Annotated in this window: 26 protein-coding genes; 25 read left to right on the top strand and 1 reads right to left on the bottom strand. The window is 63.2% G+C overall.

Annotation, left to right across the window (positions count from 1 at the left end):
- Position 1: 1 nt before the first annotated feature.
- From hisA to DMP08_RS04315, 9 genes are all read left to right on the top strand, one after another.
- Positions 2-838, top strand: a complete 837-nt coding sequence (hisA, locus tag DMP08_RS04275) for a 1-(5-phosphoribosyl)-5-[(5-phosphoribosylamino)methylideneamino]imidazole-4-carboxamide isomerase (RefSeq protein WP_123191737.1) — start codon at positions 2-4, stop codon at positions 836-838.
- Positions 839-987: 149 nt separating this feature from the next.
- Complete coding sequence (gene hisF / locus DMP08_RS04280; protein WP_123191738.1) at positions 988-1,752, top strand: imidazole glycerol phosphate synthase subunit HisF; 765 nt, start codon at positions 988-990, stop codon at positions 1,750-1,752.
- 2 nt (positions 1,753-1,754) lie between these two features.
- Positions 1,755-2,072, top strand: coding sequence for a phosphoribosyl-AMP cyclohydrolase (hisI, locus tag DMP08_RS04285; RefSeq protein WP_123191792.1), 318 nt, complete (start codon positions 1,755-1,757; stop codon positions 2,070-2,072).
- A gap of 246 nt (positions 2,073-2,318) precedes the next feature.
- Positions 2,319-2,999, top strand: a complete 681-nt coding sequence (fsa, locus tag DMP08_RS04290) for a fructose-6-phosphate aldolase (protein WP_114567867.1) — start codon at positions 2,319-2,321, stop codon at positions 2,997-2,999.
- Positions 2,996-4,756 (top strand): transcription termination factor Rho, encoded by a 1,761-nt coding sequence (gene rho, locus DMP08_RS04295; protein WP_123191739.1) that lies wholly within the window; start codon positions 2,996-2,998, stop codon positions 4,754-4,756. The genes fsa and rho overlap by 4 nt, the downstream gene beginning before the upstream one ends.
- A gap of 137 nt (positions 4,757-4,893) precedes the next feature.
- Positions 4,894-5,976 carry a signal peptide peptidase SppA gene (sppA, locus tag DMP08_RS04300; RefSeq protein WP_123191740.1) on the top strand — a complete coding sequence of 361 codons (1,083 nt, stop codon included), beginning with the start codon at positions 4,894-4,896 and terminating at the stop codon, positions 5,974-5,976.
- The gene (locus tag DMP08_RS04305) at positions 5,957-7,984 is read left to right on the top strand and encodes a methionine--tRNA ligase (protein ID WP_123191741.1); all 2,028 of its coding nucleotides are present in this window, start codon (positions 5,957-5,959) and stop codon (positions 7,982-7,984) included. The genes sppA and DMP08_RS04305 overlap by 20 nt, the downstream gene beginning before the upstream one ends.
- Positions 7,985-8,061: 77 nt before the next feature.
- The gene (rnhA, locus tag DMP08_RS04310) at positions 8,062-8,538 is read left to right on the top strand and encodes a ribonuclease HI (protein WP_123191793.1); all 477 of its coding nucleotides are present in this window, start codon (positions 8,062-8,064) and stop codon (positions 8,536-8,538) included.
- A gap of 144 nt (positions 8,539-8,682) precedes the next feature.
- Positions 8,683-9,816 (top strand): coiled-coil domain-containing protein, encoded by a 1,134-nt coding sequence (locus DMP08_RS04315; RefSeq protein WP_123191742.1) that lies wholly within the window; start codon positions 8,683-8,685, stop codon positions 9,814-9,816.
- Between the two features lie 89 nt (positions 9,817-9,905).
- Here the strand turns inward: DMP08_RS04315 and yihA are convergent, their stop codons facing one another.
- Entirely contained in the window at positions 9,906-10,487 is a 582-nt protein-coding gene (gene yihA, locus DMP08_RS04320) for a ribosome biogenesis GTP-binding protein YihA/YsxC (RefSeq protein WP_123191743.1), read from the bottom strand.
- Between the two features lie 353 nt (positions 10,488-10,840).
- Here yihA and DMP08_RS04325 point away from each other — a divergent pair, with 353 nt between their 5' ends.
- From DMP08_RS04325 to rpmE, 16 genes are all read left to right on the top strand, one after another.
- Positions 10,841-11,155 (top strand): DUF6110 family protein, encoded by a 315-nt coding sequence (locus DMP08_RS04325; protein WP_123191794.1) that lies wholly within the window; start codon positions 10,841-10,843, stop codon positions 11,153-11,155.
- Positions 11,156-11,160: 5 nt separating this feature from the next.
- On the top strand, positions 11,161-13,242 hold the full coding sequence (locus DMP08_RS04330) for a heavy metal translocating P-type ATPase (protein ID WP_123191744.1): 2,082 nt from the start codon (positions 11,161-11,163) through the stop codon (positions 13,240-13,242).
- Positions 13,243-13,504: 262 nt separating this feature from the next.
- Positions 13,505-14,284 carry a 30S ribosomal protein S2 gene (gene rpsB, locus DMP08_RS04335; RefSeq protein WP_123191795.1) on the top strand — a complete coding sequence of 260 codons (780 nt, stop codon included), beginning with the start codon at positions 13,505-13,507 and terminating at the stop codon, positions 14,282-14,284.
- 102 nt (positions 14,285-14,386) lie between these two features.
- A complete protein-coding gene (gene tsf / locus DMP08_RS04340; protein ID WP_123191745.1) occupies positions 14,387-15,253 on the top strand; it encodes a translation elongation factor Ts in 867 nt (288 codons plus the stop codon).
- A gap of 434 nt (positions 15,254-15,687) precedes the next feature.
- Positions 15,688-16,980 carry a UDP-N-acetylglucosamine 1-carboxyvinyltransferase gene (murA, locus tag DMP08_RS04345; protein ID WP_123191746.1) on the top strand — a complete coding sequence of 431 codons (1,293 nt, stop codon included), beginning with the start codon at positions 15,688-15,690 and terminating at the stop codon, positions 16,978-16,980.
- 12 nt (positions 16,981-16,992) lie between these two features.
- A complete protein-coding gene (locus DMP08_RS04350; protein WP_123191747.1) occupies positions 16,993-18,483 on the top strand; it encodes an LCP family protein in 1,491 nt (496 codons plus the stop codon).
- A 115-nt stretch (positions 18,484-18,598) separates the two neighbouring features.
- Entirely contained in the window at positions 18,599-18,832 is a 234-nt protein-coding gene (locus DMP08_RS04355) for a NifU family protein (RefSeq protein WP_123191748.1), read from the top strand.
- 33 nt (positions 18,833-18,865) lie between these two features.
- Entirely contained in the window at positions 18,866-19,159 is a 294-nt protein-coding gene (locus DMP08_RS04360) for a hypothetical protein (protein WP_123191749.1), read from the top strand.
- 180 nt (positions 19,160-19,339) lie between these two features.
- Positions 19,340-20,230, top strand: coding sequence for a pyridoxal 5'-phosphate synthase lyase subunit PdxS (gene pdxS, locus DMP08_RS04365; RefSeq protein ID WP_123191750.1), 891 nt, complete (start codon positions 19,340-19,342; stop codon positions 20,228-20,230).
- 41 nt (positions 20,231-20,271) lie between these two features.
- A complete protein-coding gene (gene pdxT, locus DMP08_RS04370; protein ID WP_244596795.1) occupies positions 20,272-20,874 on the top strand; it encodes a pyridoxal 5'-phosphate synthase glutaminase subunit PdxT in 603 nt (200 codons plus the stop codon).
- A 105-nt stretch (positions 20,875-20,979) separates the two neighbouring features.
- A complete protein-coding gene (locus DMP08_RS04375) occupies positions 20,980-21,198 on the top strand; it encodes a UDP-N-acetylmuramoylalanyl-D-glutamate--2,6-diaminopimelate ligase (RefSeq protein ID WP_123191752.1) in 219 nt (72 codons plus the stop codon).
- 60 nt (positions 21,199-21,258) lie between these two features.
- Entirely contained in the window at positions 21,259-22,092 is an 834-nt protein-coding gene (gene lgt / locus DMP08_RS04380; protein WP_123191753.1) for a prolipoprotein diacylglyceryl transferase, read from the top strand.
- A 159-nt stretch (positions 22,093-22,251) separates the two neighbouring features.
- Positions 22,252-22,632 carry a desulfoferrodoxin family protein gene (locus DMP08_RS04385; RefSeq protein WP_123191754.1) on the top strand — a complete coding sequence of 127 codons (381 nt, stop codon included), beginning with the start codon at positions 22,252-22,254 and terminating at the stop codon, positions 22,630-22,632.
- Between the two features lie 96 nt (positions 22,633-22,728).
- The gene (gene pyk / locus DMP08_RS04390) at positions 22,729-24,234 is read left to right on the top strand and encodes a pyruvate kinase (protein WP_123191755.1); all 1,506 of its coding nucleotides are present in this window, start codon (positions 22,729-22,731) and stop codon (positions 24,232-24,234) included.
- An 8-nt stretch (positions 24,235-24,242) separates the two neighbouring features.
- On the top strand, positions 24,243-25,145 hold the full coding sequence (gene rhaD, locus DMP08_RS04395; protein WP_123191756.1) for a rhamnulose-1-phosphate aldolase: 903 nt from the start codon (positions 24,243-24,245) through the stop codon (positions 25,143-25,145).
- A gap of 165 nt (positions 25,146-25,310) precedes the next feature.
- Complete coding sequence (rpmE, locus tag DMP08_RS04400; protein WP_123191757.1) at positions 25,311-25,781, top strand: 50S ribosomal protein L31; 471 nt, start codon at positions 25,311-25,313, stop codon at positions 25,779-25,781.
- The last annotated feature ends 17 nt before the right edge of the window (positions 25,782-25,798 follow it).

The raw sequence follows: 25,798 nt of genomic DNA on the forward strand, positions 1-25,798 counted from the left end.
CATGCATTTGCTTCCCGCTATCGACATCCTGGGCGGCAAGGCCGTCCGCCTGGCCAAAGGGGATTACCGCCAGGTGACCGTGTACCACGACGATCCCGCTGCGCAGGCGCAGCTGTTCGAGGAGGAGGGCGCGTCCTGGCTGCACGTGGTGGATCTGGACGGCGCGAAGTCGGGCGTTCCCGAGAACATCGCCATCATCGAGAGGATCCTCAAAAAGACCCTGCTCAAGGTTGAGGTGGGCGGGGGAATCCGCTCGCTCGACACCATTGCTCGCCTGGCGGACGCGGGCGTGTCGCGCATCGTGCTGGGAACGTCGCTCGTGGCCGATCCGTCGTTCGCGGAGGCTGCGATCGACGCGTACGGCAAGCTTTTGGCTGCGGGCATCGACGCGAAGGGCGGGGAAGTGGCCGTTTCCGGCTGGCGCGAAGGATCGGGCGTGGCTGCCGAGGAACTGGCCCGTCACGTTTCCCAGATGGGATTTCGCCATCTCATCTACACCGACATTTCGCGCGACGGCATGCAGACCGGCATCGAGGCACAGGCGTACGTGCGCATGGCGCAGGCATTCGGACATCCCGTGGTCGCGTCGGGCGGCGTTGCGGGCGTAGCCGACATCGAGCGCTTGGCTCCCGTTGCCGCGAGCATCGAGGGCGTCATCGCGGGCCGCGCCATCTACGAAGGCGCGCTTTCGGTTGCCGAAGGCGTGCGCGCCTGCGAGGCGGCCACGCGCGCCGCCGAGGCCGCGGCCGTGCAGGCGAACCCGTGCGGCGCGGCTCCGCGGACGAAGCCGGCCATCGGCCCGGACGACCCTCATCCGGCGCCCGTCATGCCCTGTTGATCCATGGCCACCGCCGCAGGTGCGGCGTACGATGCAGTCAAAAAAGGGATCGACAAACTGTTCAAGGGCAAGTAAAGGTAGAACGGACGAAAAAGGATCGCCGAGCGCTTCTTGTTGACGGCGCGAACGACGGGTAGGAAAGGACAGGCATGCTGGCAAAACGGGTCATTCCCTGCATGGACGTCAAGAACGGGCGCGTGGTCAAAGGCGTCAACTTCGTGAACCTGCGCGATGCGGGCGATCCCATCGAGCTCGCCCAGCGCTACGATCAGCAGAAGGCCGACGAAGTCATCTTCTTGGACATCACCGCCACGAGCGACGACCGGGCCACTACGGTGGAGCTGGCCAGCCGCGCGAGCGAGGAGCTGCACCTGCCGTACTGCGTGGGGGGCGGGTTTCGCAGCGTGGCCGACATGCGCACCATGATAGCGGCCGGAGCCGACAAGGTGTCGGTGAACTCGGCTGCCGTGGCTCATCCCGACCTGATATCCCAGGCCGCGGCGGCGTTCGGATCGCAGGCTATCTTATGCGCTATCGACGCGAAGAGCGTGCCGGGCAATCCGAACAAGTGGGAGGTGTACGTGGCTGGCGGCCGCAAGGCAACCGGCATCGATGCGGTGGAGTGGGCGCAGGAAGCGGTTCGGCGCGGAGCGGGGGAGATACTGCTCACCAGCATGGACCGCGACGGCAGCCGCGACGGGTTCGACTGCGCCCTCACGCGCGCCGTGGCGCGGGCGGTGAACGTGCCCGTCATCGCAAGCGGCGGCGTGGGCAAGCTGGAGCATTTCGCCCAGGGGATCATCGAGGGAGAGGCCGACGCCGTGCTGGCCGCGAGCGTGTTCCATTTCGGCGAGCTGACGGTGCGCCAGGTGAAGGAGCACATGCGCGCGCAGGGAATCCCGGTAAGGTTGTGATCATGGACGTTTCCGCTTTTTCGTACGACGAGGCCGGCCTTGTGCCGTGCATCGTGCAGGACGCCGACACGCTCGAGGTGCTCATGATGGCGTGGATGAGCGAAGAATCCCTGCGTTTGACGCTCGAGCGCGGCGAAACCGTGTTCTGGAGCCGCAGTCGCCAAGAGCTGTGGCACAAAGGCGCCACGTCGGGCAACGTGCAAAAGCTGGTCGAGCTGCGCTACGATTGCGACGCCGACACGCTGCTCGCTCTGGTGAATCCGGCCGGCCCCGCTTGCCACACCGGCGCGCGGAGCTGCTTTTACCGGGTCGTGGAATAGGGTTGCGGAGACGGCCCCGCATCTGCGTCCTTCGTCTGGTTCGCGCTGATCCGTAGCCGTACCTCCATCGCAAATACATGCATCGACCTCGTTTTTGCTTGAACGATATGGTGACATGCGCTACCATAAAGCCAGTTCTTTTGCCTTTCAAGGAAGAAAACCCATCACATTGCATCTCATTCACGGGACTCATGCGCGCCTTCGCGCGCGTTTCACACTGATACGTCACAACATAAGGAGGACTGGGTGAAGTTTTTTCTGGACACCGCTGACCTGACCGAAATCGAGGAAGCGGCTAGTTGGGGAGCGCTCGCAGGCGTAACCACGAACCCCACGCTGTACGCGCGCACGGGCGGCAAGCTGTCCGATTTCCACAACCACATCAAGCGCATTTGCGACATCGTGGACGGACCGGTTTCCGCCGAGAGCGTAGCCATGACGCGCGACGAGATCGTGCGCGACGGCCGCGAGCTGGCCGCCATCGCCCCGAACGTGGTCGTGAAGGTTCCCACCATGGTCGAGGGCCTGGCCGCCACGCGCACGTTGGCCGACGAGGGCATTCCCGTCAACATGACGCTGTGCTTCAGCGTGCCGCAGGCCATCCTGGCCGCGCGCGCCGGCGCTCGTTACATCAGCCCGTTCGTGGGTCGCTTCGACGACATTTCCGACGACGGCTTGGACCAGCTGAGCAAGGTTGTTGCGGCTATCGGCAACTACGATTACTCCGACAACACGGTCAATCACGAGCAGGTGGAGATCATCGCCGCTTCCATCCGCAGCGCGAACCACGTGACGCAGGCGGCCCTCATGGGCGCCGACATCGCCACCGTTCCGTTCGGCGTGCTCAAGAAAATGGTTCAGCACCCGCTGACTGACCGCGGCCTGGATTCCTTCATGAAGGACTGGGAGAAAGTGCAGAACGCATGAGCGAAAACGAAGCATCGACTGCGGAGGGCGCACCCGAGGCTCCTTCCGCTCCCACTCCGCGTCGCCGCCGTTCCACAAGCGTGAGGACGAAGTCCGCGGCCAGCAAGGCGGAGAAGTCGGCGGAACCTGCGAAGGCGGATGCGGTCGAAAAGCCCGGCAAGGAAGCTCCGGCGGCCCAAAGCGACAAGGCCGATCCGTCTGCGTCCGAGCGCCCTGCTCAGGCAAGCAAGACGCCTCGCAAGTCGACCAGGGCGAACGGCAAGGACGCGGCTTCGCAGTCTTCCGGCTCGACGAACAGGCGCCCGAACCAAGGGCAAGGCCAGAGCAACAAGGGCGGTTCCAATCAGAGCAACCGTCAAAGGCAGAACAACAACAACCGCCAGAAGCAAGGCGGGCAGCAGAACGGCGGCAACCAGAACTTCCGCCGCCAGCGCCGTCCTCACAGCAATCAGGGCGGTCGCGAAATGCAGCCCAGCGTGTCGCGCGACGATCTGAACAAGCTCAAGGTTGCCGAGCTGCGCGAAAAGGCTGCGGAGCTGCAGATCGACGTGACGGGCCTCAAGAAGGCCGAGTTGGTCGAAGCCGTGTTCGAGGCAAGCGTCAAGGCCGAGGGATTCATCGAGGTGTCCGGCATTCTGGACATCCTGGCTGACGGCTACGGCTTCCTGCGCACCCAGGGCTACCTTCCCAGCGAGTCGGACTGCTACGTGGGCCTGTCCACCATCCGTCGCAACGGCCTGCGCAAAGGCGATCTGGTAAGCGGCCAGACGCGTCCCGCCCGCGAGAACGAAAAGTACGCGGCTATCCAGAAGGTCACGTCCGTCAACGGCACGCCCATCGAGGAGCTGGGCAACCGCGTGCGTTTCGGCGACCTCACGCCGGTCTACCCGGACGAGTGCCTGAGCATGGAGCACGGCAAGAACACCGTCACGGCGCGTGTCATCGACCTGGTCAGCCCTATCGGCAAGGGTCAGCGCGGCCTGATCGTCAGCCCTCCGAAGGCGGGCAAGACCACCATCCTCAAAGACATCGCGGCGGCTATCAGCGCAAACAACCCCGAAGTGCACCTCATGTGCCTGCTGGTTGACGAGCGCCCCGAAGAGGTTACCGACATGGAGCGCTCCATCAAGGGCGAAGTCATCTCCTCGACCTTCGACATGCCTACCGAAAACCACATCGCCGTGTCCGAGCTGGTTATCGAGCGTGCGAAGCGCCTGGTGGAATGTGGCAAGGACGTTGTCGTGCTGCTGGACTCGCTCACGCGCCTGGCGCGCGCGTACAACCTGGCGCAGCCAGCGTCGGGCCGCATCCTGTCCGGCGGCGTGGACTCGACGGCGCTCTATCCGCCCAAGCGCTTCCTGGGAGCCGCGCGCAACATCGAGCACGGCGGAAGCCTGACCATCCTGGCGTCGGCTTTGGTGGACACGGGTTCGAAGATGGACGAAGTCATCTTCGAGGAGTTCAAGGGCACGGGCAACATGGAGCTCAAGTTGGATCGCAACCTGGCCGACCGCCGCATCTTCCCGGCCATCGATCCGGTGGCGTCGGGCACGCGCAAGGAAGACCTGCTGCTCGATCCGCAGGAGGCGCCGCTCATCTGGGCCGTTCGCCGTATCCTGGCCAACACGAACAGCACCGAGCGCGCCATGGACATGCTCATCAAGTCGCTCAAGCAAACCGAAACCAACCAGGAGTTCTTGGTTCGCACCGCCAAGAAGGCGCAGCACACCAAGGCCGACGGCACGGTGGAGTTCTAGGCGAGTTGTCATGCGTTCGCTACCGAAGTGAAGCTTCGCCGTTCTATAATGAGCGCATGATGCGGAACCGCGTCCCTTGGGCGCGGTTCCGCAGCGCCTACGCTTGATCGACCCTGCAATTCGTACCAGGAGGGCCCATGTCCCAGGATAACAACAACTGGCAGCAACAGGTGTGGCAGCAGCCTGCCGCGCCTCAGCCGTCCCAGCAGCCTGCCGGCGGCTACGCGCCGCAACCTTACGCGCCGCAGCCGCAGCCCAAGAAGCGCGGATGGATCGTGGCGCTCGTTGCCGTCGTCCTCGTCTTCGTCCTCATCGCCATGAGCATGTGGTCGTGCACGTCCATCATGTCGTCGTCCATGGGGTCCCTTGGGGCCGTCGGGTCGCTCGGCGAAAGCTCGATGTCCGAGGCGGACTTCCTGACCTCGGATGCGGTGGGGGTCATCGACATCGACGGCACTATTCAGTACGACGGCACCACGTCGTCGCCCGAGGGGTTGAAGACCCAGCTCGATCGTGCGGCGCAGAACGCCTACATCAAGGCGATCGTGCTGCGCGTGAACTCTGGCGGCGGTACGGCTACCGCTGGCGAGGAGATGGCGGCGTACGTGAAGGAGTTCTCGGAGGAGACCGGCAAGCCCGTGGTGGTGTCGAGCGCTTCCGTGAACGCGAGCGCGGCTTACGAGATTTCCAGTCAGGCCGACTACATCTTCACGGCCAAGACCACGGCCATCGGTGCCATCGGCACGGCGCTGCAGGTGACCGACCTTTCGGGGCTGCTGGAGAAGCTGGGCATCAACGTGGACAACATCACCTCGTCTGAAAGCAAGGATTCCAGCTACGGCACGCGCCCGCTTTCGGAAGATGAGCGCGCTTACTACCAGAGCATGGTCGAGCGCATCAACGAGACGTTCGTCCAGACCGTTGCCGAGGGGCGCGGCATGAGCGAAAGCGACGTGCGCGCGCTGGCTACCGGCATGACGTTCACCGGTATGGACGCCGTGGAAAACGGGCTGGCCGACGAGATCGGCACCAAGGAGGACGCGGTGGCGAAGGCGGCCGAGCTAGCGGGCATCTCGCGTTACTCCACGGTTGATCTGAAAACGACGAAGAGCACCCTGTCGAGCTTGCTCGACCTTATGACCGAAAGCAAGAGCCTGTCCGCCGGCGACTTTGCCGCCGCTTTGAAGGAGTTTGAGAACGATGGCAACATCGCCCAGTAACATCGAGCGTCCCTCTTGGCCGAAGAGGGCCGTCGTCACGGCCGGCATGCCGTACGGCAACAAGCCGCTGCACTTCGGCCACATCGCGGGCGTGTTCGTCCCGGCCGACGCGTTCGCCCGCTTCCTGCGCGATCGCATCGGCGCCGCCAACGTCCGGTTCATCAGCGGAACGGACTGCTTCGGCTCTCCCATCAACGAGGGCTACCGCAAGCTGGTGGAGGCCGGGGAGTTCGACGGCACCATAGAGGAGTACGTTCGCAAGAACCACGAGGCGCAGAAGGCGACGCTCGATTCCTACAACGTCAGCCTTTCCATTTACGAGGGGTCGGGGCTGGGCTACGCGAAGGGCGTGCATCAGCTGATCAGCGAGAAGTTCATCGAGAAGCTGCACGAGAACGGCCATCTTCGCAAGCGCGCCACGCTGCAGTTCTACGATGCGGAAGCCGGCACGTTCTTGAACGGACGCCAGGTGGTGGGCCGCTGCCCCGTGCAGGGCTGCAAGTCCGAGCATGGCTACGCCGACGAATGCGATCTGGGGCATAGCTACGCACCCGAGGACCTGATCGCGCCGAAGTCATCGTTGACGGGAACCACGCCCGAAATGCGTCCAGTGGAAAACTGGTACTTCGACCTGCCCGCGTTCGGGGGCTTCCTTCGCGACCATGTGGCTCGGCTCGAGGCCGACCCCGAGGTGCGCGCCATCGTGCCGAAAACCATCAAGGAGTTCTTGGTTGCGCCCGTGGTCTACATCAAAAACGACGAGCGCGCGGCGTACGAGCAGGTCGCGGGCGATCTTCCCGTGCACGAGCTGCGCGAACCCGAAAAGGGAAAGCAAAGCTTCGAGATCGAGTTCGCCGACATCGAAGCGCGCGATGCGGCGCGCGAAGTCTTGACGCGCGCGGGAATCCGCTTCCGCACGGGCAAGACCTTGGTGCCGTTCCGTATCACGGGCAATATCGAATGGGGGGTCAAGGCCCCGGTCATCGAAGGTTTGGAGGGCTTGACCGTGTGGTGCTGGCCCGAAAGCCTGTGGGCGCCCATGTCGTTCACCATGGCCGTGAACGACCAGATGGGCTTGCCCAGGGGCAGTTGGCGCGATTGGTGGTGCTCGGAGGATTCCGAGGTTTATCAGTTCATCGGACAGGACAACCTGTACTTCTACGGCGTCGCCCAGCCGGCGCTCATCGAGGCGCTGCGTCCCGGCGACATCTTGGCTCCGGGCGAGACCGACCACCCCATTCGCCAGACGAACCTGGTGGCCAACTACCATATCTTGTTCGGCGACAAGAAGGCCTCGTCGTCGGGCGCGGTCAAGCCGCCTACTGCCGATGCGCTGCTCGAGCACTACACCGTCGAGCAGCTGCGCGCGCATTTCCTAGCGCTCGGCCTCGACCAGAAGTCGGTCGGCTTCAAGCCGAAGCCGTACCTGGCCACGGAAGAGGAGCTGGCCGATTCGCGCGTGGCGGATCCCGTGCTCAAAGAAGGCGCGCTTCTGACTAACGTGTTCAACCGCCTTGCTCGCAGCTGCTTCTACGAAGCTCAGAAGAATTTCGAAGGCTATCTGCCGCTCGGCACCGTGTCACCGGCTGTGCTGGACAAGGTGAACGAGGTGCTGCGCGTCTACGACGCCACCATGCATCGCGTTGAGCTGCACACCATCATGTCGATCATGGACGAGTTCATTCGTTGGGCGAACAAGTACTGGTCCGACGGGATCCGCGCGGTCGAGAAGGGCGGCGACGACGCGATGCGCCGTCAGGTGCTCGTGGACTCGTTCTTCTTGCTGCGCGTCGCCACGCTGCTCATGCATCCCGTGGTGCCGGCGGGGGCCGAGAAGATCTGCGACTACCTGAGCTTCGAGTTCGATGACTTCTTCAGCTGGAACTACGATTTCGAGAGCTTCGACGAGCTGTGCAGCGCCGGCGAGATCACCGAAGGCCGCCACCGCATCCGCGAGCTGCCACCGCGCTTCGACTTCTTCGAGAAGCACCCGTCTCAGTACAAGTAGCGCGCCACGTTCCGCCGGTCTTCGAACCGGCGGAACGTTTCTTCGCCGAATCTCTCCGTTTGAAAGGATGTTTTTTGTTGAAGGTCGATGCATTTACCGATGGGTCCGCACGTGGGAATCCGGGGCCGGGCGGCTACGGCGCCGTGCTGCGGTTTGTGGATCGTAACGGGCGCACGCACGAAAAGGAGCTCTCGCAAGGTTACGAGCGCACTACGAACAACCGTATGGAGCTTCTGGGCGCTATCGTGGCGCTCGAGACGCTCAAAAGTCCCTGCGAAGTCACGCTCTACACCGATTCGCAGTACGTTGCGAACGCGTTCAACCAGCACTGGATTGACGGCTGGCTCAAGCGCGGTTGGAAGAACGCCAAGAAAGAGCCGGTGAAAAACGTGGACTTGTGGCAGCGTCTGCTGAAGGCGAAGGAGCCGCATCGCGTGGAGTTCGTGTGGGTCAAGGGGCATGCGGGGCACGCGGAAAACGAGCGGTGCGACCAGCTTGCCACGGCGGCCGCCGACGGGGCGGGGCGCATCGCCGACACGGGTTTCACGGGATAGGCCCGGATTGACGGACGGCCGCAGCATGTTGTGTGCTGTGGCCTTTCTGTAACGATCGATCGAACGCCCGGCCACCATGCGTTCGATTTGCTACACTGATTCGCATTGTATGCACGTTTTCGGATGGCAGGTGGAGGTACCCACATGCAGCAGAAAGCACGGGGCGGTCGCGCAAGGGGCGCGCTCGTCGTATTCATGGCAACGGCGCTTGCCGTCTCCCTTATGGTTCCGAGCATCGCCCTGGCAGATCCTTCTGCAGCTGAGAAGCAGGCGGAGGCTCAGGCGGCTTTGGCTTCGCTCAACTCCATGCAGGAAAAGCTCAGCAAGGCGGCGGACGCGTACGACGATGCGCTGGTCGCTCAAAAGGACGCCGAGGCCAAGCGCGATGACGCGCAGGCTCGCATCGACGAGGCTTCGGCCCAGATTGCCGATTTGCAGGATCGTTTAGGATCGCGCGCTCGCAGCATGTATCGTTCGGGCGGCAGCTCGGCGCTCGACCTGCTTTTGGGTGCCACGTCGTTCAGATCTTTCGCGACCAACTGGGACCTGCTCAATTCCATCAACGAAAGCGATGCCGAACTGGTGCAGCAGACGAAGGATTTGCGTGCCGAGGTTCAGGAGCAGGAAGCCGTGCTTGCCGAACAAGAGCGCATAGCTGCGCAGAAGGCGAGCGAGGCTTTGCGCACGAAAGACGAAACCGCCTCCACTATGGCCGCCATGCAGTCGACCTACGACAACTTGAGCGCCGAAGCTGCGGCGCTCGTCGAGCAGGAGCGCGCGGCGCAGGTGGCGGCCTACGAGGCGCAGGCCCAGGCCACGGTAGACGCATCCGCTGATCAGGCGCAGCAGGGCTCCGGCAACAACGGCGGCGGCAACGCCAGCAACAACGGCGGCGAATCTTCCGGCGGCGGCAACGTCAATCCGCCGGCTCCCGATTACAACGAGCCTATCGCGGGCTCGGTGGTGGGTCGCGCGTACAGCCAGCTTGGCAAGCCGTACGGCTACACCGATCCCAGTTACGGCGCGGGCCCGTCGTCGTACGACTGCTCGGGCTTCGTGTCGTTTTGCCTGAGCGGCAGTTATAGCCGCATGGGAAGCACGCTCACGTTCATGAATTGGCCCCAGGTGAGCGATCCTCAGCCGGGCGACGTGGCTGTGAACGCCGGGCATTGCGGCATCTACATCGGCGGTGGCCAGATGATCCACGCGGCCACGTACGGCGTGGGCGTGGTGCAGGGTCCCGTGCAGCCCGGCATGATCATCGTGCGACCCTGGTAATCGACCGTTCATTGTTGGCCAGGCGGGGAGTCGGGAGGCGTCGACGCGCCTTTCGGACTCCCCGCCTGGCGGTTTATCTGGAGAGGAGCCTAGCGAGCGGCGTTCTTGATGACGGTGCGCAGCTCGTCGATGCCCGTTCCCTTTTCGGAAGAGCACACCACCAAAGGCACGTCGGCATGCAGCTTCAGCTGCTTTTTCAGGGCTGCCTTCTGCTTCATTTGCTGCTGTCGGGATAGCTTGTCGGCTTTCGTCAGCACCACGGCGAAGGGAAGCTCCGCCTCCTGCAAGAACTCGATCATGTTTTCATCCAGGCTTGAAGCGGGGTGGCGGATGTCCACCAGCGATACCACGAGCGCCAGGTTGCGATCTTGGTTGAAGTACCCTTCGATCAGTTCCGACCAGCGTCCCTTCTCGGATTTCGCCACCTTGGCGTAACCGTAGCCCGGCAGGTCCACGAACCGCACGCCGTCGCACGAGAAGAAGTTGATGGTGGCCGTCTTGCCCGGTGTTTGCGACACCTTCGCCAAACTTTTGCGATTGAACAGCTTGTTCAGCAAAGACGACTTGCCCACGTTGGACCGGCCGGCAAATGCGATTTCGGGCAAGGTGGACGTCGGCAACTGTAACGAGGTGCCGAAGGACTTCTCGAACGCGACGTTGTTGATATTCATACTGGGCTCCTTGCGGTTCCGTCCCTCGCGTTGCCTGCGCAAGGGGAGGGTGCGGATGTTGTTGCGTTCATGGTAGCGGAACTGCGTCCATCGCGCGCGGAAAACCCCAAGCTCTCCTTGACGTTGCCTTGCTAGGAGCGCTTCCTGCCCGTGTACATGGCCATAGCCATGCAGGCTATAGCGGCCCAGGCCCAGAACGTGTGCTTTTTCATAAGGTTCCTTTCAACGATCGATTCATATTAGTTAGCTTTAATTGACTTTTATCGGATCTCTCATTATGCTAGAAAAGTTAACTTTAAGCAACTATGAAGGATGTTGCGAACGACGCGCGCGAGCGCAGGAAAGGGGCATGCATGGACTTCCCGAAGAAGAGCGGCTGGCTGATCGGGGCGGGCGTGTTGCTGGGGGCGGTGGGGGCGAAGGCCCTGACGGGTCCAACGGCTAAGAAGTGCTACGTGCAAGGCGTTGCGAAGGGCCTGCAAGCGAAGGCCGCCTACGAGGGCATCGTCGAGCAGGCTAAAGCCGAAGTCGACGACATCGTGGCCCAGGCTTCCTACATAAACGTGCAGTCCTCGCTCGCTGGCGAGCCGTCCGCTGCTGCCGACGAGCCGTCTGCGGTTGAACCAGCGAAGTTCAAGGCGGATTCGGCTCAGGCATCGAAGAAGTAGCCGCGATGCAGTACGCCATTGCGAACGAAATCCCGGGCCGCGTGCGCGTCAAGCTGGCCGGTCCGGTTCCCTTCGCCGACCTCGATGCGCTGTATCGGGTGCTTGCGGCTATTCCGACGGTGGAGAAAGCATCGGTCTATCCGCGCATCGGCAGCATCGCTTTGACGTACCGCCCGCTCGAAGGAGCGCGGAACCTGGTTTTGGAGCGCCTGTCCGCCATCGACGCGAAATGCATTGGTGAAGCTCGATCCGGTTTCGGCCTTGACCTTGCCCCGCGCTCCCAGTCGCTTCTCATGGATCTGGCGCGCCTTGCGGGTCTGTACGTTTTGCGGCGCTGGTTCGTGCCTCGACCGCTTGCCGCCGTTGCGGCGGTGTGGCGTTACCGGCGTTTCCTTGGAGCGGGTCTGCGCTCGCTCGGGCGCTCGCGCCTCGATGTTGCGGTGCTGGACGCCGCTGCTATTGGAACGTCGTTTCTCAAACGCGATCCTCGGACGGCCGGGCAGACCATGTTCTTGCTCGATGTGGGCGAAACGATGGAGGAGTACACGCGCTCGCGCTCGGAAGGGGCCCTTGTCAGCGCGCTGCTCGATCTGCCGGAGACCGCTCAGCTGCTTTGCGACGACCAAGAGGTGCAGGTGCGCGCGTCCGATCTCGAGCCGGGAGATTTGGTTGTCGTGCGCACGGGCATGCCCGTGTGCGTCGATGGACGCGTGGTTCGCGGCGTTGCGATGGTGAACCAGGCCTCGCTTACCGGAGAGCCCCTTGCCGTCGAGCGCGCCGAGGGCGACGACGTGTTCGCCGGCACTGCCGTGGAAGACGGCCAGATTGTCGTGCAGGTTCGCGCGAAGGCAGCCGAAACGAAGCTGCGCTCCATTGTGTCTCTGGTCGAGCGGTCTGGGGCGAACAAAGCGCAGGCCCAGTCTCGGATGGAGCGTCTTGCCGACGGCATCGTCGCGTGGAACTTCTTGCTGGCGGCTGGGGTTGCCTTGGTCACAGGCAGTTTGACGAAGGCATCGGCTGCGCTCATGGTGGACTACTCGTGCGCGCTCAAGCTGACCAGCTCGATCGCCGTGCTTTCGGCCATGAGCCATAGCGCGAAAGCAGGTTTTGCCGTCAAGGGCTCGAAGCACTTCGAAGCCATGGCCGCTGCCGATGTGATCGTGTTCGATAAAACCGGAACCTTGACCGAGGCTACGCCGGAGGTGGCGTGCGTTTTGGCTCTTGACGGCTGGAACCGGCGCGAGGTGCTGCGGTTGTCGGCATGCCTGGAGGAGCACTTTCCGCATCCCGTGGCGCGCGCCGTGGTGCGCGCGGCGGCGCAGAAGAACCTCAAGCACCGCGAGCGCCATGCCGAGGTGGAGTACATCGTGGCGCACGGAATAGCCTCGTCGCTGGGCGGCAAGCGCGTGGTCATCGGGTCGGAGCACTTCGTGATGGGCGACGAAGGCGTTGCCGTGTCGGAGGACCAGCGCGCGAGGATCGCCGCCGAAACCGAAGGGCTCACGCCGCTGTACCTGGCGGTCGACGACGAGTTGGTGGGCGTCGTCGGCGTCTACGACCCGCTCAAGGAAGGCGTGGCGCAGGCGGTAGCCAATCTGAAGGCGCTGGGATTTCGCCGCGTGGTGATGCTGACGGGTGACGGGGATCGCACGGCGGCGCGCATCGCGCAGGAAGCGGGCGTGACCGAGTACCGGGCCAACCTGCTGCCCGAGGACAAGCATGCGTTCGTCGAACGGCTCAAGGCCGAGGGACGGCGCGTGGTCATGGTGGGCGACGGCGTGAACGACGCGCCTGCGCTTTCCGCAGCTGACGTGGGAATTGCTATGGGGCAGGGGACCGCTGTGGCCAAGGAGGTCGCCGACATCACGCTTGCGGGAGGAGATTTGGGGGCTATCGTGGAGCTGCGTCGCTTGAGCAAGGGCTTGATGCAGCGCCTAGACGCGTCCTTCAGGGAGGTCATGCTGGTCAACTCGGTCTTGCTCGCAGCGGGCATCGGCGGGGTTCTGACCCCGCAGGCGTCGTCGCTTTTGCACAACGCGTCCACGGTGGCGCTCAGCTTGCGCAGCGCAGGCGCGTACCGTTCGTGATCGCGTGCGTGCGGTTGGTTTCGAGTCGGGGTCCGGCCGGTCGGCTCGACTGCCTCAAGCTTCGCAAGCTTCAACTGCTTCTCGCGAAAGGACGTTCATGTATGCGATCTTCGAGAAGTGCTTGCATTTCATTTTCTCTGTGGTAAGATTCAACGGTTTCTAATTACACATGCTTGTGCGACCTGATCCGCCAGTGGCCAACCGAAAAAGGCTGCGGATTCGGGGATGACCGCAGGCAGAGGACTAACGAATGGAGAAAGTCATGACGAAAGTCGGCATTAAGTCGCTGCTCGACGCAGGCGCACACTTCGGGCATCAGACCCGTCGCTGGAACCCCAAGATGAAGCCGTACATCTTCGGCAGCCGTGGGGACATCTACATCCTCGACCTCAAGCAGACGCTCGTGGGCCTGGACCAGGCGTACACGTTCGTGTCCGAGATCGCTCGCAAGGGCGGCACCGTGCTGTTCGTGGGTACGAAGAAGCAGGCTCAGGAAGCAGTTGCCGATGCTGCCAACAAGTGCGGCATGCCCTACGTGAACGCTCGCTGGCTCGGCGGCATGCTGACCAACTTCGTCACCATCCGCTCCCGCGTGACCCGCATGGAGGAGCTGGAGGCCATGGAGGCCGACGGCCGCATGGCGATGCTGCCCAAGAAGGAGCAGATCCTGCTGCGCAAGGAGCTTTCCAAGCTGCAGACCAACCTCAACGGTATCCGCAACATGAAGCGCGTGCCCGACGCCGTGTTCGTGATCGACACGAACCGCGAGGCCATCGCCATCCATGAGTCCCGTCGCCTCGACATCCCCGTGGTGGGCACGCTCGACACGAACTGCGATCCGGACGACGTCGATTTCGGCATTCCCGCGAACGACGACGCTATCCGCTCCGTTCGCCTGTTGGCCGACTTCATCGCCGATGCCGTCATCGCCGGCGTGGGCGCGCCGGTGACGGTGGCCGATATGGCCGCTCCTGCTGAGGCCGAGGCCGCTCCGGCCGAGGTTGAGGCTCCGGCCGAGGCCGCCGCTCCTGCTGCCGAATAGCTTTTGATTTACCGATGAACGAACGCGCCGCCGGTTTAGAAACCGGCGGCGTTTGACAGACCAGGGCCGCGCTCGTGCGCGGCGCATAGAGAAAGGAACAACGTGGCTGCTGTTACCGCTTCCATGGTCAAGGAACTCCGCGAGATGACCGGTGCCGGCATGATGGAGTGCAAGAAGGCGCTCGTCGAGGCCGACGGCAATCTGGACGCCGCCGTCGACGTCCTGCGCACCCGCGGCCTGGCCGCTGTTGCCAAGAAGGCCGGCCGTGCCACCAACGAGGGCACCGTCATGGCGCTCGTGTCCGAGGACGGCAAGGCTGGCGCCGTCGTCGAGCTGAACTGCGAGACCGACTTCGTGGGCATGAACGACAAGTTCAAGGCGTACGCCGAGAAGATCGCCAAGGCCGCGCTGGCCGCCAACCCCGCCGACATGGACGCCCTCAAGGCCGCCGACGCCGAGGGCGAGACGGTCGAGGCCGTGGTGACCGACGCTATCCATACGCTGGGCGAGAACATCCAGCTTTCTCGCTTCGCGGTGGAGCAGGGCGGCGCCGTGTCGTCCTACATTCATGGCGGCGGCAAGATCGGCGTGCTCGTGCAGTTCGACGTCGAGGGCATCGACCCTGCGTCCGCTGAGTTCAAGGCATACGGCCGCGACGTTGCCATGCAGGTTGCCGCCGCGTCTCCGGTTGCCGCTAACCGCGACTCCGTCGATCCGGCTATCGTCGAGCATGAGAAGGCCATCTACATGGCTCAGGCTGCCGAGTCCGGCAAGCCCGAGGCCATCCAGGAAAAGATGGCCGTCGGCCGTCTGGAGAAGTTCTTCAAGGAGAGCACGCTCACTGAGCAGGCGTTCGTCAAGAACCCGGATCAGACCGTGTCCGAATACACGGCCGAGGTTGCGAAGAACCTGGGCGGCGAGATCAAGGTCGTCGACTTCAAGCGCTTCGTCCTGGGCGAAGAGGCGTAGGCTCCCTTTTCCGCTATTGGCAATGCTTGGACCCGAAGCTTCGGCTTCGGGTCTTTTTTGTGCGTCGGGAAAGGCGTGCTCTGGCCGTGAGATCCGATGGGGGCATCAAGCCGTCTCAGCCGCCGCCGTTGTCGATCCAAAAACACGTTTTTTCGTCCAAAAACGTGTTTTTGGATCGACAATGCATCCGGATGCTACTTGTGTTTCGATGCCGTCGCTCTGGCTTGCCGGGAAAGGACGACGCACGATTCAGCCCGCGATCAATGTTCCGATTAGTATTCCCCCCCATGCCGTTCTGCTTTCGTTGTGAAGGCATGCATAATGCGGGTCTTCACTTTCTATAATGGACGCATTGCGAACCGAACGCGTCGTCTCCGGCGCGCATCCATAGACGAGTCAAGCCGGGTCGTGCATCCCGGCGTTAAGGAACACCCATGGCAGAAGAGATCATCATTGTCGAAGGCAACGGCGTGCTCGCGGGCGAAGTGGCTGTGTCGGGCGCCAAGAATTCCGCGCTCAAGCTCATTGCCGCTGCCTTGCTCGGCCAGGGCGAAACGCTCGTGCGCAACGTGCCCCTCATCTCCGATATCAGCATCATGTCGGAGGTGCTGCGCCGCCTGGGCGCAACCGTGGAGCGCGACGGCCATACGCTGGTAGTGGACACGACCGATGTCGAGCAGTTCGAAACGCCGTACGACTTGGTATCCAAGATGCGCGCGAGCATTTCGGTTCTGGGCCCGCTGGTCGGTCGGTTCGGGAGGGCCCGCGTGGCCATGCCCGGCGGGTGCCAGATCGGCGCGCGCAAAATCGACATGCACCTCGTGGGACTTGAGGCGCTGGGCGTGGAATTCACCATCGATCACGGATTTCTGGAAGCGCGCACGCCGAACGGCCTGGTCGGGGCAGACGTCGTTCTGGATTTCCCCAGCGTCGGGGCAACCGAGAACCTGCTTATGGCGGCAGTTACGGCAAAAGGCACGACGGTGCTCGAGAACGCCGCGCGCGAGCCTGAAATCGTGGACTTGGCGAACATGCTGGTGTCCATGGGGGCGAAGGTGGCCGGGGCCGGTTCTTCGATAATCGAGGTAGAGGGCGTTCCGCTTTCCTCGCTGCATCCTTGCGACCATACGACGGTAGGCGATCGCATCGAGGCGGGCACCTTCTTGGTGGGCGGCGCTCTCACGGGGGGCCCCGTTACGGTGCGCGGCATCGATCCGTCGTATCTGCGCGTTGCCCTCATGAAGCTTGCCGCTATGGGCTGCGAGGTGCAGACCGGAGCCGACTGGGTCACCGTCAGTCGTACGCGCCCCCTTATCCCCATCGATATTCAAACCCTGCCGCATCCGGGCTTCCCGACCGATCTGCAGGCGCAGTTCATGTTGCTAGCCGCGCGCGCGGAGGGCGTGTCGGTCATCACCGAGAATGTGTTCGAGAACCGCTTCATGTTTGCAAGCGAGCTTATCCGCATGGGAGCCGATATCACTATCGAAGATCATCATGCGCTGGTCAGGGGCGTTGCGGGCCTACAGGGCGCCGACGTGTCCTCCACCGACCTGCGCGCGGGCGCGGCGCTTGTTCTTGCGGGAGTGTCTGCCGAGGGGCAGACGCGGGTGCACAACATCGGTCATATCGACCGTGGCTACGAAGATTACGTTGGCAAGCTGTGCGATCTGGGGGCGTGCGTTCGCCGCGCGCCTGTCGACGGCATGCCGGACATCTGCGGTTAGCGGAGGCCGCACATGGTCAAGCGCCGTAAGGGCTTTTCGGCAACGCAGTCCAAAATCACCTCGCGCCGTTTGCGCACCGCTACGCTGGGCACGCACGTGCCGCGGCGTTCGCGCGGGCGCATGAACGCCGATTCCGTCGGGTTTTCGAGCGCGCGCAAGCAGAAGCGCGCGGCGCGCGGCTACGTGGAAACCATTTTGCCGAACACGTCGTCCGGGGAGAGCGCCTCCCAGTTCTCTCGTCGCGTGAGCAGGCGCGAGTTCTCCCATGGCATCCAACGCCGCGCGCGCATGCGGCGACTCGTCGCAGTGGTCGCATGCGTCGTTTTGGTGGCGATCGTTGCGGCGGGCGTAGGGACGTTCGCGTTCTTCGGTTCGCTCGATTCCAAGATAGGTCTCAAGAACTCGGACGCCTCGTCGGCGCTTGTTGCTCCGAAAGAGGCTGCCGACGCCTTCTACGCGCTGGTCGCTGCAGATTTGGATTCGGCGGGGGCCGCGAACGCTCAAGCCGGGCCTGATGCTCTTGCCCTGGTGCGGGTGGATCGAGCCGCGCGGTCGGCGGTCGTCGTGTCCGTTCCTGCTGCCTTGCAGGTCCAGCTTAAAGACGGAAAGCCTCATCAGCTTCGAGACGCCGCTGTGCAGGAAGGAGATGCGTCCCTGATCAAAGCTGTGTCGAACTTCGCCGGGGTGAACGTGTCTCATTTGGTCAAAATTGATGCCGATGGCGTGGCGAACCTGATCGATGGGCTTGGCGGCGTACAGGTGAACGTGGCCGAAGAGGTGGACGACCCAACGGCGGGCGACGTCTACCTATCTCCGGGGGAGCAGACGCTCGACGGCAAGGCCGCCCTCACGTTTTTACGCGCGTCGAACTTTTCGGGAGGCTTTCAGGTGCAGGCGGCCAATCAGCGCGAGCTGCTTGCGGCGCTGTCCCTCCGCCTGCTTGACGAGGGGTCGTTTTCCTTCTTGTCCACATTGGATAAGGTGGGGGGTTCTTTCGGCACCGACATGGGCGCGAAAGATGCGCTGGGCTTGGCCGATGCGCTGCGGGGCATGGACGCGTCTGCGGTGAAGGGTGCTCTCGTTCCCGGTTATGAGACGACACGCGATAACGTCTCTTATTACGTGGCCTCAACCGATGCATGGTCGTCTATGATGGAATTGGTGAAGCAGGGGAAAGACCCGGTGATCGAGAAGAAGATCGCTGCGGTCGATCCGGCCAGCTTCACCCTGACCGTCCGCAACGGCGGAGGCATTACCGGCGCGGCGGCCCAGATATCCCAAACGCTTGCAGGCATGGGGTTCAAGGTCGAGGAAACCGGCAATACCGATACTGCTGCTTACGCCGAAACGTTGGTCATCTACAAGGACAACGCGTTCGAGCCGGCCGCGCAAACCGTGGTCTCCGCTCTGGGCCTTGGCCGTACGGTTGCCGATGCGGGGTTCTATACGTTCGACACGGACGTGCTGCTGGTTCTGGGGAAGGATTGGAAGCCTTCTTCGTAGCGTCATGCGCCTCGTCGATGTTTCCTTCGCATTTCCCGGCTTCGGCCGTGCGCGCCAAGGCTCTGTGGTAGAATCGGCACCTGATAACACCCATTCAGACGAAGGAGCGATTCCTATGGTGGATAAGAACGACGTAGCGGCTGTGCTCGAGCTCATTCGCCCCAGCCTGCAGGCTGATGGCGGCGACGTGAAGCTCATCGACGTTGCCGAGGACGGCGTGGTCACGGTTGAGCTGCAGGGCGCGTGCAAGGGCTGCCCGATGTCTCAGATGACGCTCGCCAACGGCGTGGAGCGCATCCTGAAAGAGCGCGTCCCCGGCGTGACGAAGGTCGTGCCCGCGGCTGAATAGCCGTGAGCGTTCGGGATTGAAGGGAAGGCGGATATGGCGAACTGCTGGGAACTGCGCGGATGCGACGAGGAGATGATGTCGCGTTGTCCGCACAACATACCCGGAGAGCCTTGTCCTGCCGACTGCCGCTTTGCAGCTTGCGTGCGGTCTACGCATGAAGTGTGCCAGGATTTCAACGTACTGTTGAACCCGGAGCGCGACTACGATGCGGCCATCAAGGAGATATGCCGCTTCTGTACGCACTTTTTAACGCATGGGCCGAACATGGCCGATCGCAAAGAAGGCTGCGTGGCCCGGCAAGGCAACCCGAACCGGTTTCTGCTCTAGGCCTGTTCTTGGCTTCGCGCGTTACGGTTGCGTTAACGTGTTCGCATCGAGGCGCAGGAACGGGTATCGTACATGCTTGGATTCGAGCGCGGCCGCACGGCCATTCGTGCGGCCGCGCTCTGCATGCTGTCGGCGCGTTGCGGACAGCTATTCGAACGATCGCGATGAAAGGACGGCTCGATGACCGAACAGGCGCATGGCACGCTCAAAGTGAAGACCGGCTTTGCCGAGATGATGAAGGGCGGCGTCATCATGGACGTCGTCAATCCCGAGCAGGCGAAGATCGCCGAGGATGCGGGCGCCGTGGCCGTTATGGCCCTCGAGCGCGTCCCCGCCGACATCCGCGCGCACGGCGGCGTGGCGCGTATGAGCGATCCCACCATGATCGAGGGCATCGTGGAGGCCGTGTCCATCCCCGTTATGGCGAAGTGCCGCATCGGGCATTTCGTGGAGGCGCAGGTGCTGCAGAGCCTGGGCGTGGACTTTATCGATGAGAGCGAGGTGCTCACGCCGGCCGACGACGAGTACCATGTGAACAAGTGGGATTTCGACGTGCCGTTCGTGTGCGGCGCGCGCAACCTGGGCGAGGCTTTGCGCCGTATCGCCGAAGGTGCGGCCATGATTCGCACGAAAGGCGAGCCGGGCACGGGCAACGTGGTGGAGGCCGTGCGTCACATGCGTACCGTGACTACCGACATCGCCCGTATCAAAGGTTTGCGCGACGAGCAGTTGTTTACGGCTGCAAAGGAGCTGCAAGCTCCCTACGAACTGGTGAAGTGGGTGGCCGAGCACGGGTGTCTGCCCGTGGTGAACTTCTCGGCCGGCGGCATTGCCACGCCTGCTGACGCGGCGCTCATGATGCAGTTGGGCTGCGACGGCGTATTCGTGGGCAGCGGCATTTTCAAGTCGGGCGACCCGGCCAAGCGCGCTCGCGCCATCGTGGAGGCCACGACGAACTACGACGATCCCGACACTATCGCGCGCGTTTCGCGCAACCTGGGCGAGGCTATGGTGGGCATCGAGATCTCCGACATCCCCGACAACGAACTGATGGCGCAGCGCGGCTGGTAAAGACGAGCTGCGTGAACCTATGAGGCTTGGTCATGCAACCTATGAATAAAACTATCGGCGTCCTAGCGCTTCAGGGCGCGTTCCGCGAACATCGAGCTATGCTCGACGGGCTGGGAGCGGCTACGCGCCTCGTGCGCTGGCCGCACGAGCTCGACGGCTTGGACGGCTTGGTGCTGCCGGGCGGCGAGTCGACGGCCATCGCGAAGCTCTTGGCCATCCACGGCATGTACCAGCCTCTGCGCGATGCGTTCGCGCGGGGGATGGCCGTGTTCGGCACATGCGCCGGCGCTATCCTGATGGCGCGCGACATCGAAGGCGCGCGGCCCGATCAGGAGCCGCTCGCTCTTATGGACGTGCGGATCCGGCGCAACGCCTACGGCCGGCAGATCGACTCGTTCGAGACGGCGGTGCCGTGGGTCGGGATCGAGGGCGGCCCCGTGAAGGGAGTGTTCATCCGCGCGCCGAGGTTCGCCGATTGGGGGCCGAACGTGGAGGTCCTCAGTGCCGCCGATGACGGCGAGCCGCTCGCCGTGCGCGAAGGGCGCGCGCTCGCCGTGGCGTTTCATCCCGAGTTGACCGACGATGCGCGCGTGCATGCGTTCTTCCTTGACCGCGTGGTGGGCGAGGAACGCGCCTCTTGCTGATGTGAAGCCCGTCCGGCGTGGGCGCCGTTCGGCGTTCGCGTCGGCGGGCTTCTGCTACAATGAGGACAAAAGAAGGCGGGCGAACGAGCGAAGGAGCGTGAACCGATGAATCGAAGCGCAATCTGCCCTGCATGCGGCGCGAACGATCTGGACGTATGTCGCTACGATGCCATGATGGTTCTGCGAACGGACCTGGCCTTGTTCACGCTGCGCTGCCCGCACTGCGACACCTCGGTTTCCATTGTGCACCCCATTCCGTCTCAGCTGCGCGACGAGGTTCGCTTCGCCGCCATCGAGGTGGGGGCTGGTATGGGCCAGGAGTAGGCTCTGCGCCTCGCTTCCGAAGGCAATCGTCCCGCCTCGGTTTTTTGCGAAAGGAACTTCATGCTCAACAACATCTACCAAAGCCTTGACCCGGTTGCGTTCGCTATCGGGCCGTTTGCGGTGCGCTGGTACGGTATCGCCTACGTGCTCGGATTCGTGTGCGCGGCGCTTGTGGTGTGGCGTGTAGCGCGCCGATGGCGCGTGCGCGTGGACGTGGATTCCTTGCTTACCATCATGTTCTGCGTAATCGTTGGCGTGATCCTTGGAGGGCGCTTGGGCTACGTCTTGTTTTACGGCGATGGCTACTACCTGGCTCATCCTGTCGAGATCCTTGCGTTCAACCGTGGCGGCATGAGCTTTCACGGCGGCCTGATCGGCGCGCTTCTTTCGGGTATCGTGGCGGCTAAACTGACGAACATCCCGTATCTGACGCTGGCCGATCTGGGCTGCATCGGCGCTCCGCTCGGCTTGCTGTTCGGTCGCTGCGCGAACTTCGTGAACGGCGAGCTGTGGGGCGCGCCCACCGATGCCGCGTGGGGCGTGGTGTTCGGCGGGGCCGCTGGAGCGATGCCGCGCCATCCCTCTCAGCTGTACGAGGCGTTTTTGGAGGGGATCGTCATTTTCGCGGTGCTCTACCTGCTCTCGCGAATGCGTCCGGCTCGTCCGCGCGGTACTTTTCTGGGCTTGTTCCTGATCATGTACGGATGCTTCCGCTTTCTGGTTGAGTTCGTGCGCGAGCCGGACGTGCAACTAGGCTACTTGTGGGGCGGGTGGCTTACCATGGGGCAGCTTTTGAGCGTTCCGTTGATCCTGGTAGGTGTGGGCGTGTTGGTTTATGCGATTGTCGTGAAAAAGCCCCAGCAGGGTCTTCCTGAAATGCAACAAAGTGAGTAACATTTAAAGAGGCAAGGGGCACGGTGCTTGGCAAGCGAGGCGTTTCGGCGACGTTACGGTTCGGCTGCAAGCATCGCGGTGCGTTCACTGCGCATCGGCCCTGCGCTATCATTAAAAGAAGCAGGTAGACCTGTACGCGAAGCTAAAGGGGGCCCGAATATGGATCTCAAGTTTTACAAGTGCATGCACTGCGGCAACATCGCCGTGAAGCCGTTCGATGCTGGCGTTCCGCTGGTTTGCTGTGGCGAGAAGATGACCGAGCTCACCGCCAACACCACCGACGCCGCGCTCGAGAAGCACGTTCCCGTCGTGAGCGTCGATGGCGCGAGCGTCCACGTCGAGGTGGGCAGCACGCTGCATCCCATGACGCCGGAGCACTACATCACCTTCATCTGCCTGGTTACGAAGAACGGTTACCAGATGCGCGAGCTCACCCCCGAGGATGCTCCCGTTGCCGATTTCGTCGTGGCTGAGGGCGACGAAGCTCTCAAGGTGTACGAGTACTGCAACCTGCACGGCCTGTGGGTCGCCGAGGTGTAAAGACGTTTTGCGATCGTTTCGAGAGCGCCCGTTCCGTGCAAGCGGAGCGGGCGCTTTGCGCTATCATGAAGGAAAACGACGTACGACGGGGAGGCTATGGCTAGGCGAACGAAAATCGTGTGCACGTTGGGACCGGCGGTTGACGACGAAGCCGCGCTGCGCGACCTCATTGCGGCGGGCATGGACGTGGCGCGCTTCAATTTCTCGCATGGCTCGCATATCGAGCACGCTGCGCGCATGGAGCGCTTGCGCGCGGTATGCAACGAGGTTGATTCCCCGTGCGCGGTGCTGCTGGACACGCGAGGACCCGAGATTCGCACGGGCCGCTTGGCGGGCGGCGTGCCGGTGCAGCTTGCCTCGGGAAACCGGATCGTACTGACTGAAGCCCAGATGGAGGGTACGGCGCAGCGGGTTTCGCATACGTGTCCGGGTTTGGCGGACGTGGTTGCGCCGGGTACTTCCGTGCTGATCGACGACGGGCTTATCGAGTTGCGCGTGGATGCAACGGAGGGCTCCGACATTCTGTGCACGGTTCTTAACGCAGGCATGTTGGGAGAGCGCAAGTCCGTGAACCTTCCGGGCACTTCGGTTCCGCTCCCGGTCATGACCGATCAAGATCGCGATGATTTGCTGTTCGGCGTTCGCCAGGAAGTCGATTTCGTTGCGGCCTCTTTCGTAAGGGACGCGCGCGGGGTTTGCGAGATCCGCGATTTCCTGGACCAGCACGGCGGGGCGGGCATCATGCTGATCGCGAAGATCGAGTGTTCGGAGGCCGTGGAGAACATCGAGGAAATACTCGAGGCTGCTGACGGCATCATGATTGCACGCGGAGACTTGGGCGTGGAGGTTCCCGCGTACCGCGTGCCGCATATTCAGAAGGAAATCATCCGCGCGTGCAACCGCGCATCGAAACCGGCTATCACGGCTACGCAGATGTTGGATTCCATGATCCGCAATCCTCGGCCTACGCGTGCCGAGGTGGGGGATGTCGCGAACGCCATCTACGACGGTACCGACGCGGTCATGCTGTCGGGCGAAACGGCGTCGGGAAGCTATCCGGTAGCTGCGGTGCGCATGATGGCGCGCATCGCTGAAGCCAGTGAACCGTACCTGTTCGAAGAGCGCGCGCCCGATCGGCGGCGCGTCCATGCGCGCGTCGCGTTGGCAGTGGGCATGGCGGCCGTGCAGACGGCCGAGAACGTGGGCGCTTCGTGCATCGTTGCTCCCACCATGTCGGGGCGTACGGCGCGCCTGGTGTCGAACTTGCGTCCGCGCGTGCCCATCTACGCGGTTACGCCGTTTCCGCGCGTCATGCGTCAGCAGCAGTTGAACTGGGGCGTCGTTCCTATGATCGGCGACGTGCAAGGCGATATGCGCTGCGTTATCGACCATGCGCATGCCACTGTGCTGCAGCGCGGTTTGGTGAACCCGGGGCAGCTGGCCGTGTTCACGGCAGGCGATCCTTTGACCAGCCCGGCGGCGGGTACGGACGCGCGGGGAGTCGAAACGGTAGCCGCCACCAACGTGATGTACGTCGTGCGAATTCGCACTGACGAAGAGCAGCCAGGCGTTGGCGCGCTGTCGCCAACGCATGAACGATAGGAGAGGCTATGGGTTTTTTCGACGAAGCTCAAGAGATGCTCGATCGGGGCGTCTCGGCTGCGAAGGGCGCCGTTTCCGGTGTCGCCGTGGAGCAGCAGCAGTTCGCGAAATCGTTCGTGCGCCTGTGCGCCGACGGGTGGGCGCAGGGGTGGCACGAGAGCAACGGCGGCAACCTGTCGTATCGCATGAAACCTGAGGAAGTGGCTTCATGTCGGTCGTTTTTCTACGACAACCCCAGCTCATGGGTGCCGCTCGGTCTTCGCGCGGAGAATTTGAGCGGCGAGTTCTTCATGGTTACGGGAGCGGGCCGCATCATGCGCAACGTCGCGCTCGACGCAGACGGCAACGCCGGTATCGTGGAGATCGCTCCCGCAGGCGACGCGTGGCGCATCGTATGGGGGTTCAAGGACGGCGGCCGCCCCACCAGCGAGCTCGCCAGCCATTGTGCCGTTCACGCAGTGCGCAAGGAGGTTTCCTCGGGGGTGGATCGCGTGCTCTACCATGCCCATCCGACCCAGGTCATAGCCTTGACGAACGTGTTGCCGCTTGATGCGCGCACGTTCACGCGCACGTTGTGGAAGGCCATGCTCGAGAGCATGGTGGCGTTCCCGGCCGGCGTCGGCGTGGTACCGTGGATGGTTCCGGGCGGTCCCGCCATTGCGGACGCCACGGCTGCGGCGATGCGCGAGCATGGCGTATGCGTATGGGCGCACCACGGGCTGTTCTGCGCGGCGCCCGGCTTCGATGCGGCGTTCGGCGTGGTGCAAACCATGGAGAAGGCTGCCGGGGTGTACGCACAGGCGCGCGCGATGAACGGCGGTAGCGACCAGTTCCTGAATTCGATCCCCGACGAGGGCCTGCGCGGCATTGCGGCTGCATACGGATTGCATGCGAACGAGGCGTACCTGTAAGGTCCGGCGCTGGTCGCTTTCGGCTTTCGGAGCTTTCGGAGGGCCGCCGCCGTATCGTGAAGTTATTCCGCAAAGAAGTGGTATTCGGACTGCTGGTGTGCTATAGTGCAAAGGCTTGTCTTCACCTTGGTCGGAAACCAAGGTCAGTAAAGGAGAACCAGAACCATGAAACAGGGAATTCATCCGGAGTACGTGGAATGCACCGTCAAGTGCAGCTGCGGCAACACGTTCACGACGCGCTCCACGAAGTCTGAGCTGAAGGTCGACATCTGCAACGTCTGCCATCCGTTCTACACCGGCCAGCAGCGCTTCGTCGACACCGGTGGACGCGTCCAGCGCTTCGCTGACAAGTTCGGCGCTGCCGCCAAGGACAGCGTTGCCGAGCGCGAGGCAGCCAGGAAGGCTGCGCGTGCCGCCGCCGTCGCCGAGGCCGAGGCCAAGAAGAAGGCCGAGCGCGAGGCGAAGGCTGCCGAGAAGGCCAAGCGTGCCGAGGAGTTTGCGAAGAAGTCCGAGGCCGAGGCCAAGAAGGCCGCCGAGGCCGAGGCTGCCGCCGCTGAGGCTGCTCCGGCTGAGGCTGCCGCTGAGGAAGCTGCCGCCGTCGACGCTCTCGTCGAGGAGGCGCCGGCCGCTGAATAGCGTGTCGAACGCATAAC

It is taken from the genome of Paraeggerthella hongkongensis (genome assembly GCF_003726035.1).
GTDB lineage: Bacteria > Actinomycetota > Coriobacteriia > Coriobacteriales > Eggerthellaceae > Paraeggerthella > Paraeggerthella hongkongensis.

What these genes read in the sequence shown, in the direction of transcription:
- rpsB (WP_123191795.1), top strand. Translation starts at nt 13,505, where the DNA reads ATGACGAAAGTCGGCATTAAGTCGCTGCTCGACGCAGGCGCACACTTC.
- hisI (WP_123191792.1), top strand. Translation starts at nt 1,755, where the DNA reads ATGGACGTTTCCGCTTTTTCGTACGACGAGGCCGGCCTTGTGCCGTGC.
- DMP08_RS04315 (WP_123191742.1), top strand. Translation starts at nt 8,683, where the DNA reads ATGCAGCAGAAAGCACGGGGCGGTCGCGCAAGGGGCGCGCTCGTCGTA.
- DMP08_RS04325 (WP_123191794.1), top strand. Translation starts at nt 10,841, where the DNA reads ATGGACTTCCCGAAGAAGAGCGGCTGGCTGATCGGGGCGGGCGTGTTG.
- rho (WP_123191739.1), top strand. Translation starts at nt 2,996, where the DNA reads ATGAGCGAAAACGAAGCATCGACTGCGGAGGGCGCACCCGAGGCTCCT.
- pdxS (WP_123191750.1), top strand. Translation starts at nt 19,340, where the DNA reads ATGACCGAACAGGCGCATGGCACGCTCAAAGTGAAGACCGGCTTTGCC.
- pyk (WP_123191755.1), top strand. Translation starts at nt 22,729, where the DNA reads ATGGCTAGGCGAACGAAAATCGTGTGCACGTTGGGACCGGCGGTTGAC.
- rhaD (WP_123191756.1), top strand. Translation starts at nt 24,243, where the DNA reads ATGGGTTTTTTCGACGAAGCTCAAGAGATGCTCGATCGGGGCGTCTCG.
- DMP08_RS04355 (WP_123191748.1), top strand. Translation starts at nt 18,599, where the DNA reads ATGGTGGATAAGAACGACGTAGCGGCTGTGCTCGAGCTCATTCGCCCC.
- DMP08_RS04375 (WP_123191752.1), top strand. Translation starts at nt 20,980, where the DNA reads ATGAATCGAAGCGCAATCTGCCCTGCATGCGGCGCGAACGATCTGGAC.
- DMP08_RS04330 (WP_123191744.1), top strand. Translation starts at nt 11,161, where the DNA reads ATGCAGTACGCCATTGCGAACGAAATCCCGGGCCGCGTGCGCGTCAAG.
- hisF (WP_123191738.1), top strand. Translation starts at nt 988, where the DNA reads ATGCTGGCAAAACGGGTCATTCCCTGCATGGACGTCAAGAACGGGCGC.
- hisA (WP_123191737.1), top strand. Translation starts at nt 2, where the DNA reads ATGCATTTGCTTCCCGCTATCGACATCCTGGGCGGCAAGGCCGTCCGC.
- rpmE (WP_123191757.1), top strand. Translation starts at nt 25,311, where the DNA reads ATGAAACAGGGAATTCATCCGGAGTACGTGGAATGCACCGTCAAGTGC.
- pdxT (WP_244596795.1), top strand. Translation starts at nt 20,272, where the DNA reads ATGAATAAAACTATCGGCGTCCTAGCGCTTCAGGGCGCGTTCCGCGAA.
- DMP08_RS04385 (WP_123191754.1), top strand. Translation starts at nt 22,252, where the DNA reads ATGGATCTCAAGTTTTACAAGTGCATGCACTGCGGCAACATCGCCGTG.
- lgt (WP_123191753.1), top strand. Translation starts at nt 21,259, where the DNA reads ATGCTCAACAACATCTACCAAAGCCTTGACCCGGTTGCGTTCGCTATC.
- DMP08_RS04360 (WP_123191749.1), top strand. Translation starts at nt 18,866, where the DNA reads ATGGCGAACTGCTGGGAACTGCGCGGATGCGACGAGGAGATGATGTCG.
- DMP08_RS04350 (WP_123191747.1), top strand. Translation starts at nt 16,993, where the DNA reads ATGGTCAAGCGCCGTAAGGGCTTTTCGGCAACGCAGTCCAAAATCACC.
- DMP08_RS04305 (WP_123191741.1), top strand. Translation starts at nt 5,957, where the DNA reads ATGGCAACATCGCCCAGTAACATCGAGCGTCCCTCTTGGCCGAAGAGG.
- murA (WP_123191746.1), top strand. Translation starts at nt 15,688, where the DNA reads ATGGCAGAAGAGATCATCATTGTCGAAGGCAACGGCGTGCTCGCGGGC.
- sppA (WP_123191740.1), top strand. Translation starts at nt 4,894, where the DNA reads ATGTCCCAGGATAACAACAACTGGCAGCAACAGGTGTGGCAGCAGCCT.
- yihA (WP_123191743.1), bottom strand. Translation starts at nt 10,487, where the DNA reads ATGAATATCAACAACGTCGCGTTCGAGAAGTCCTTCGGCACCTCGTTA.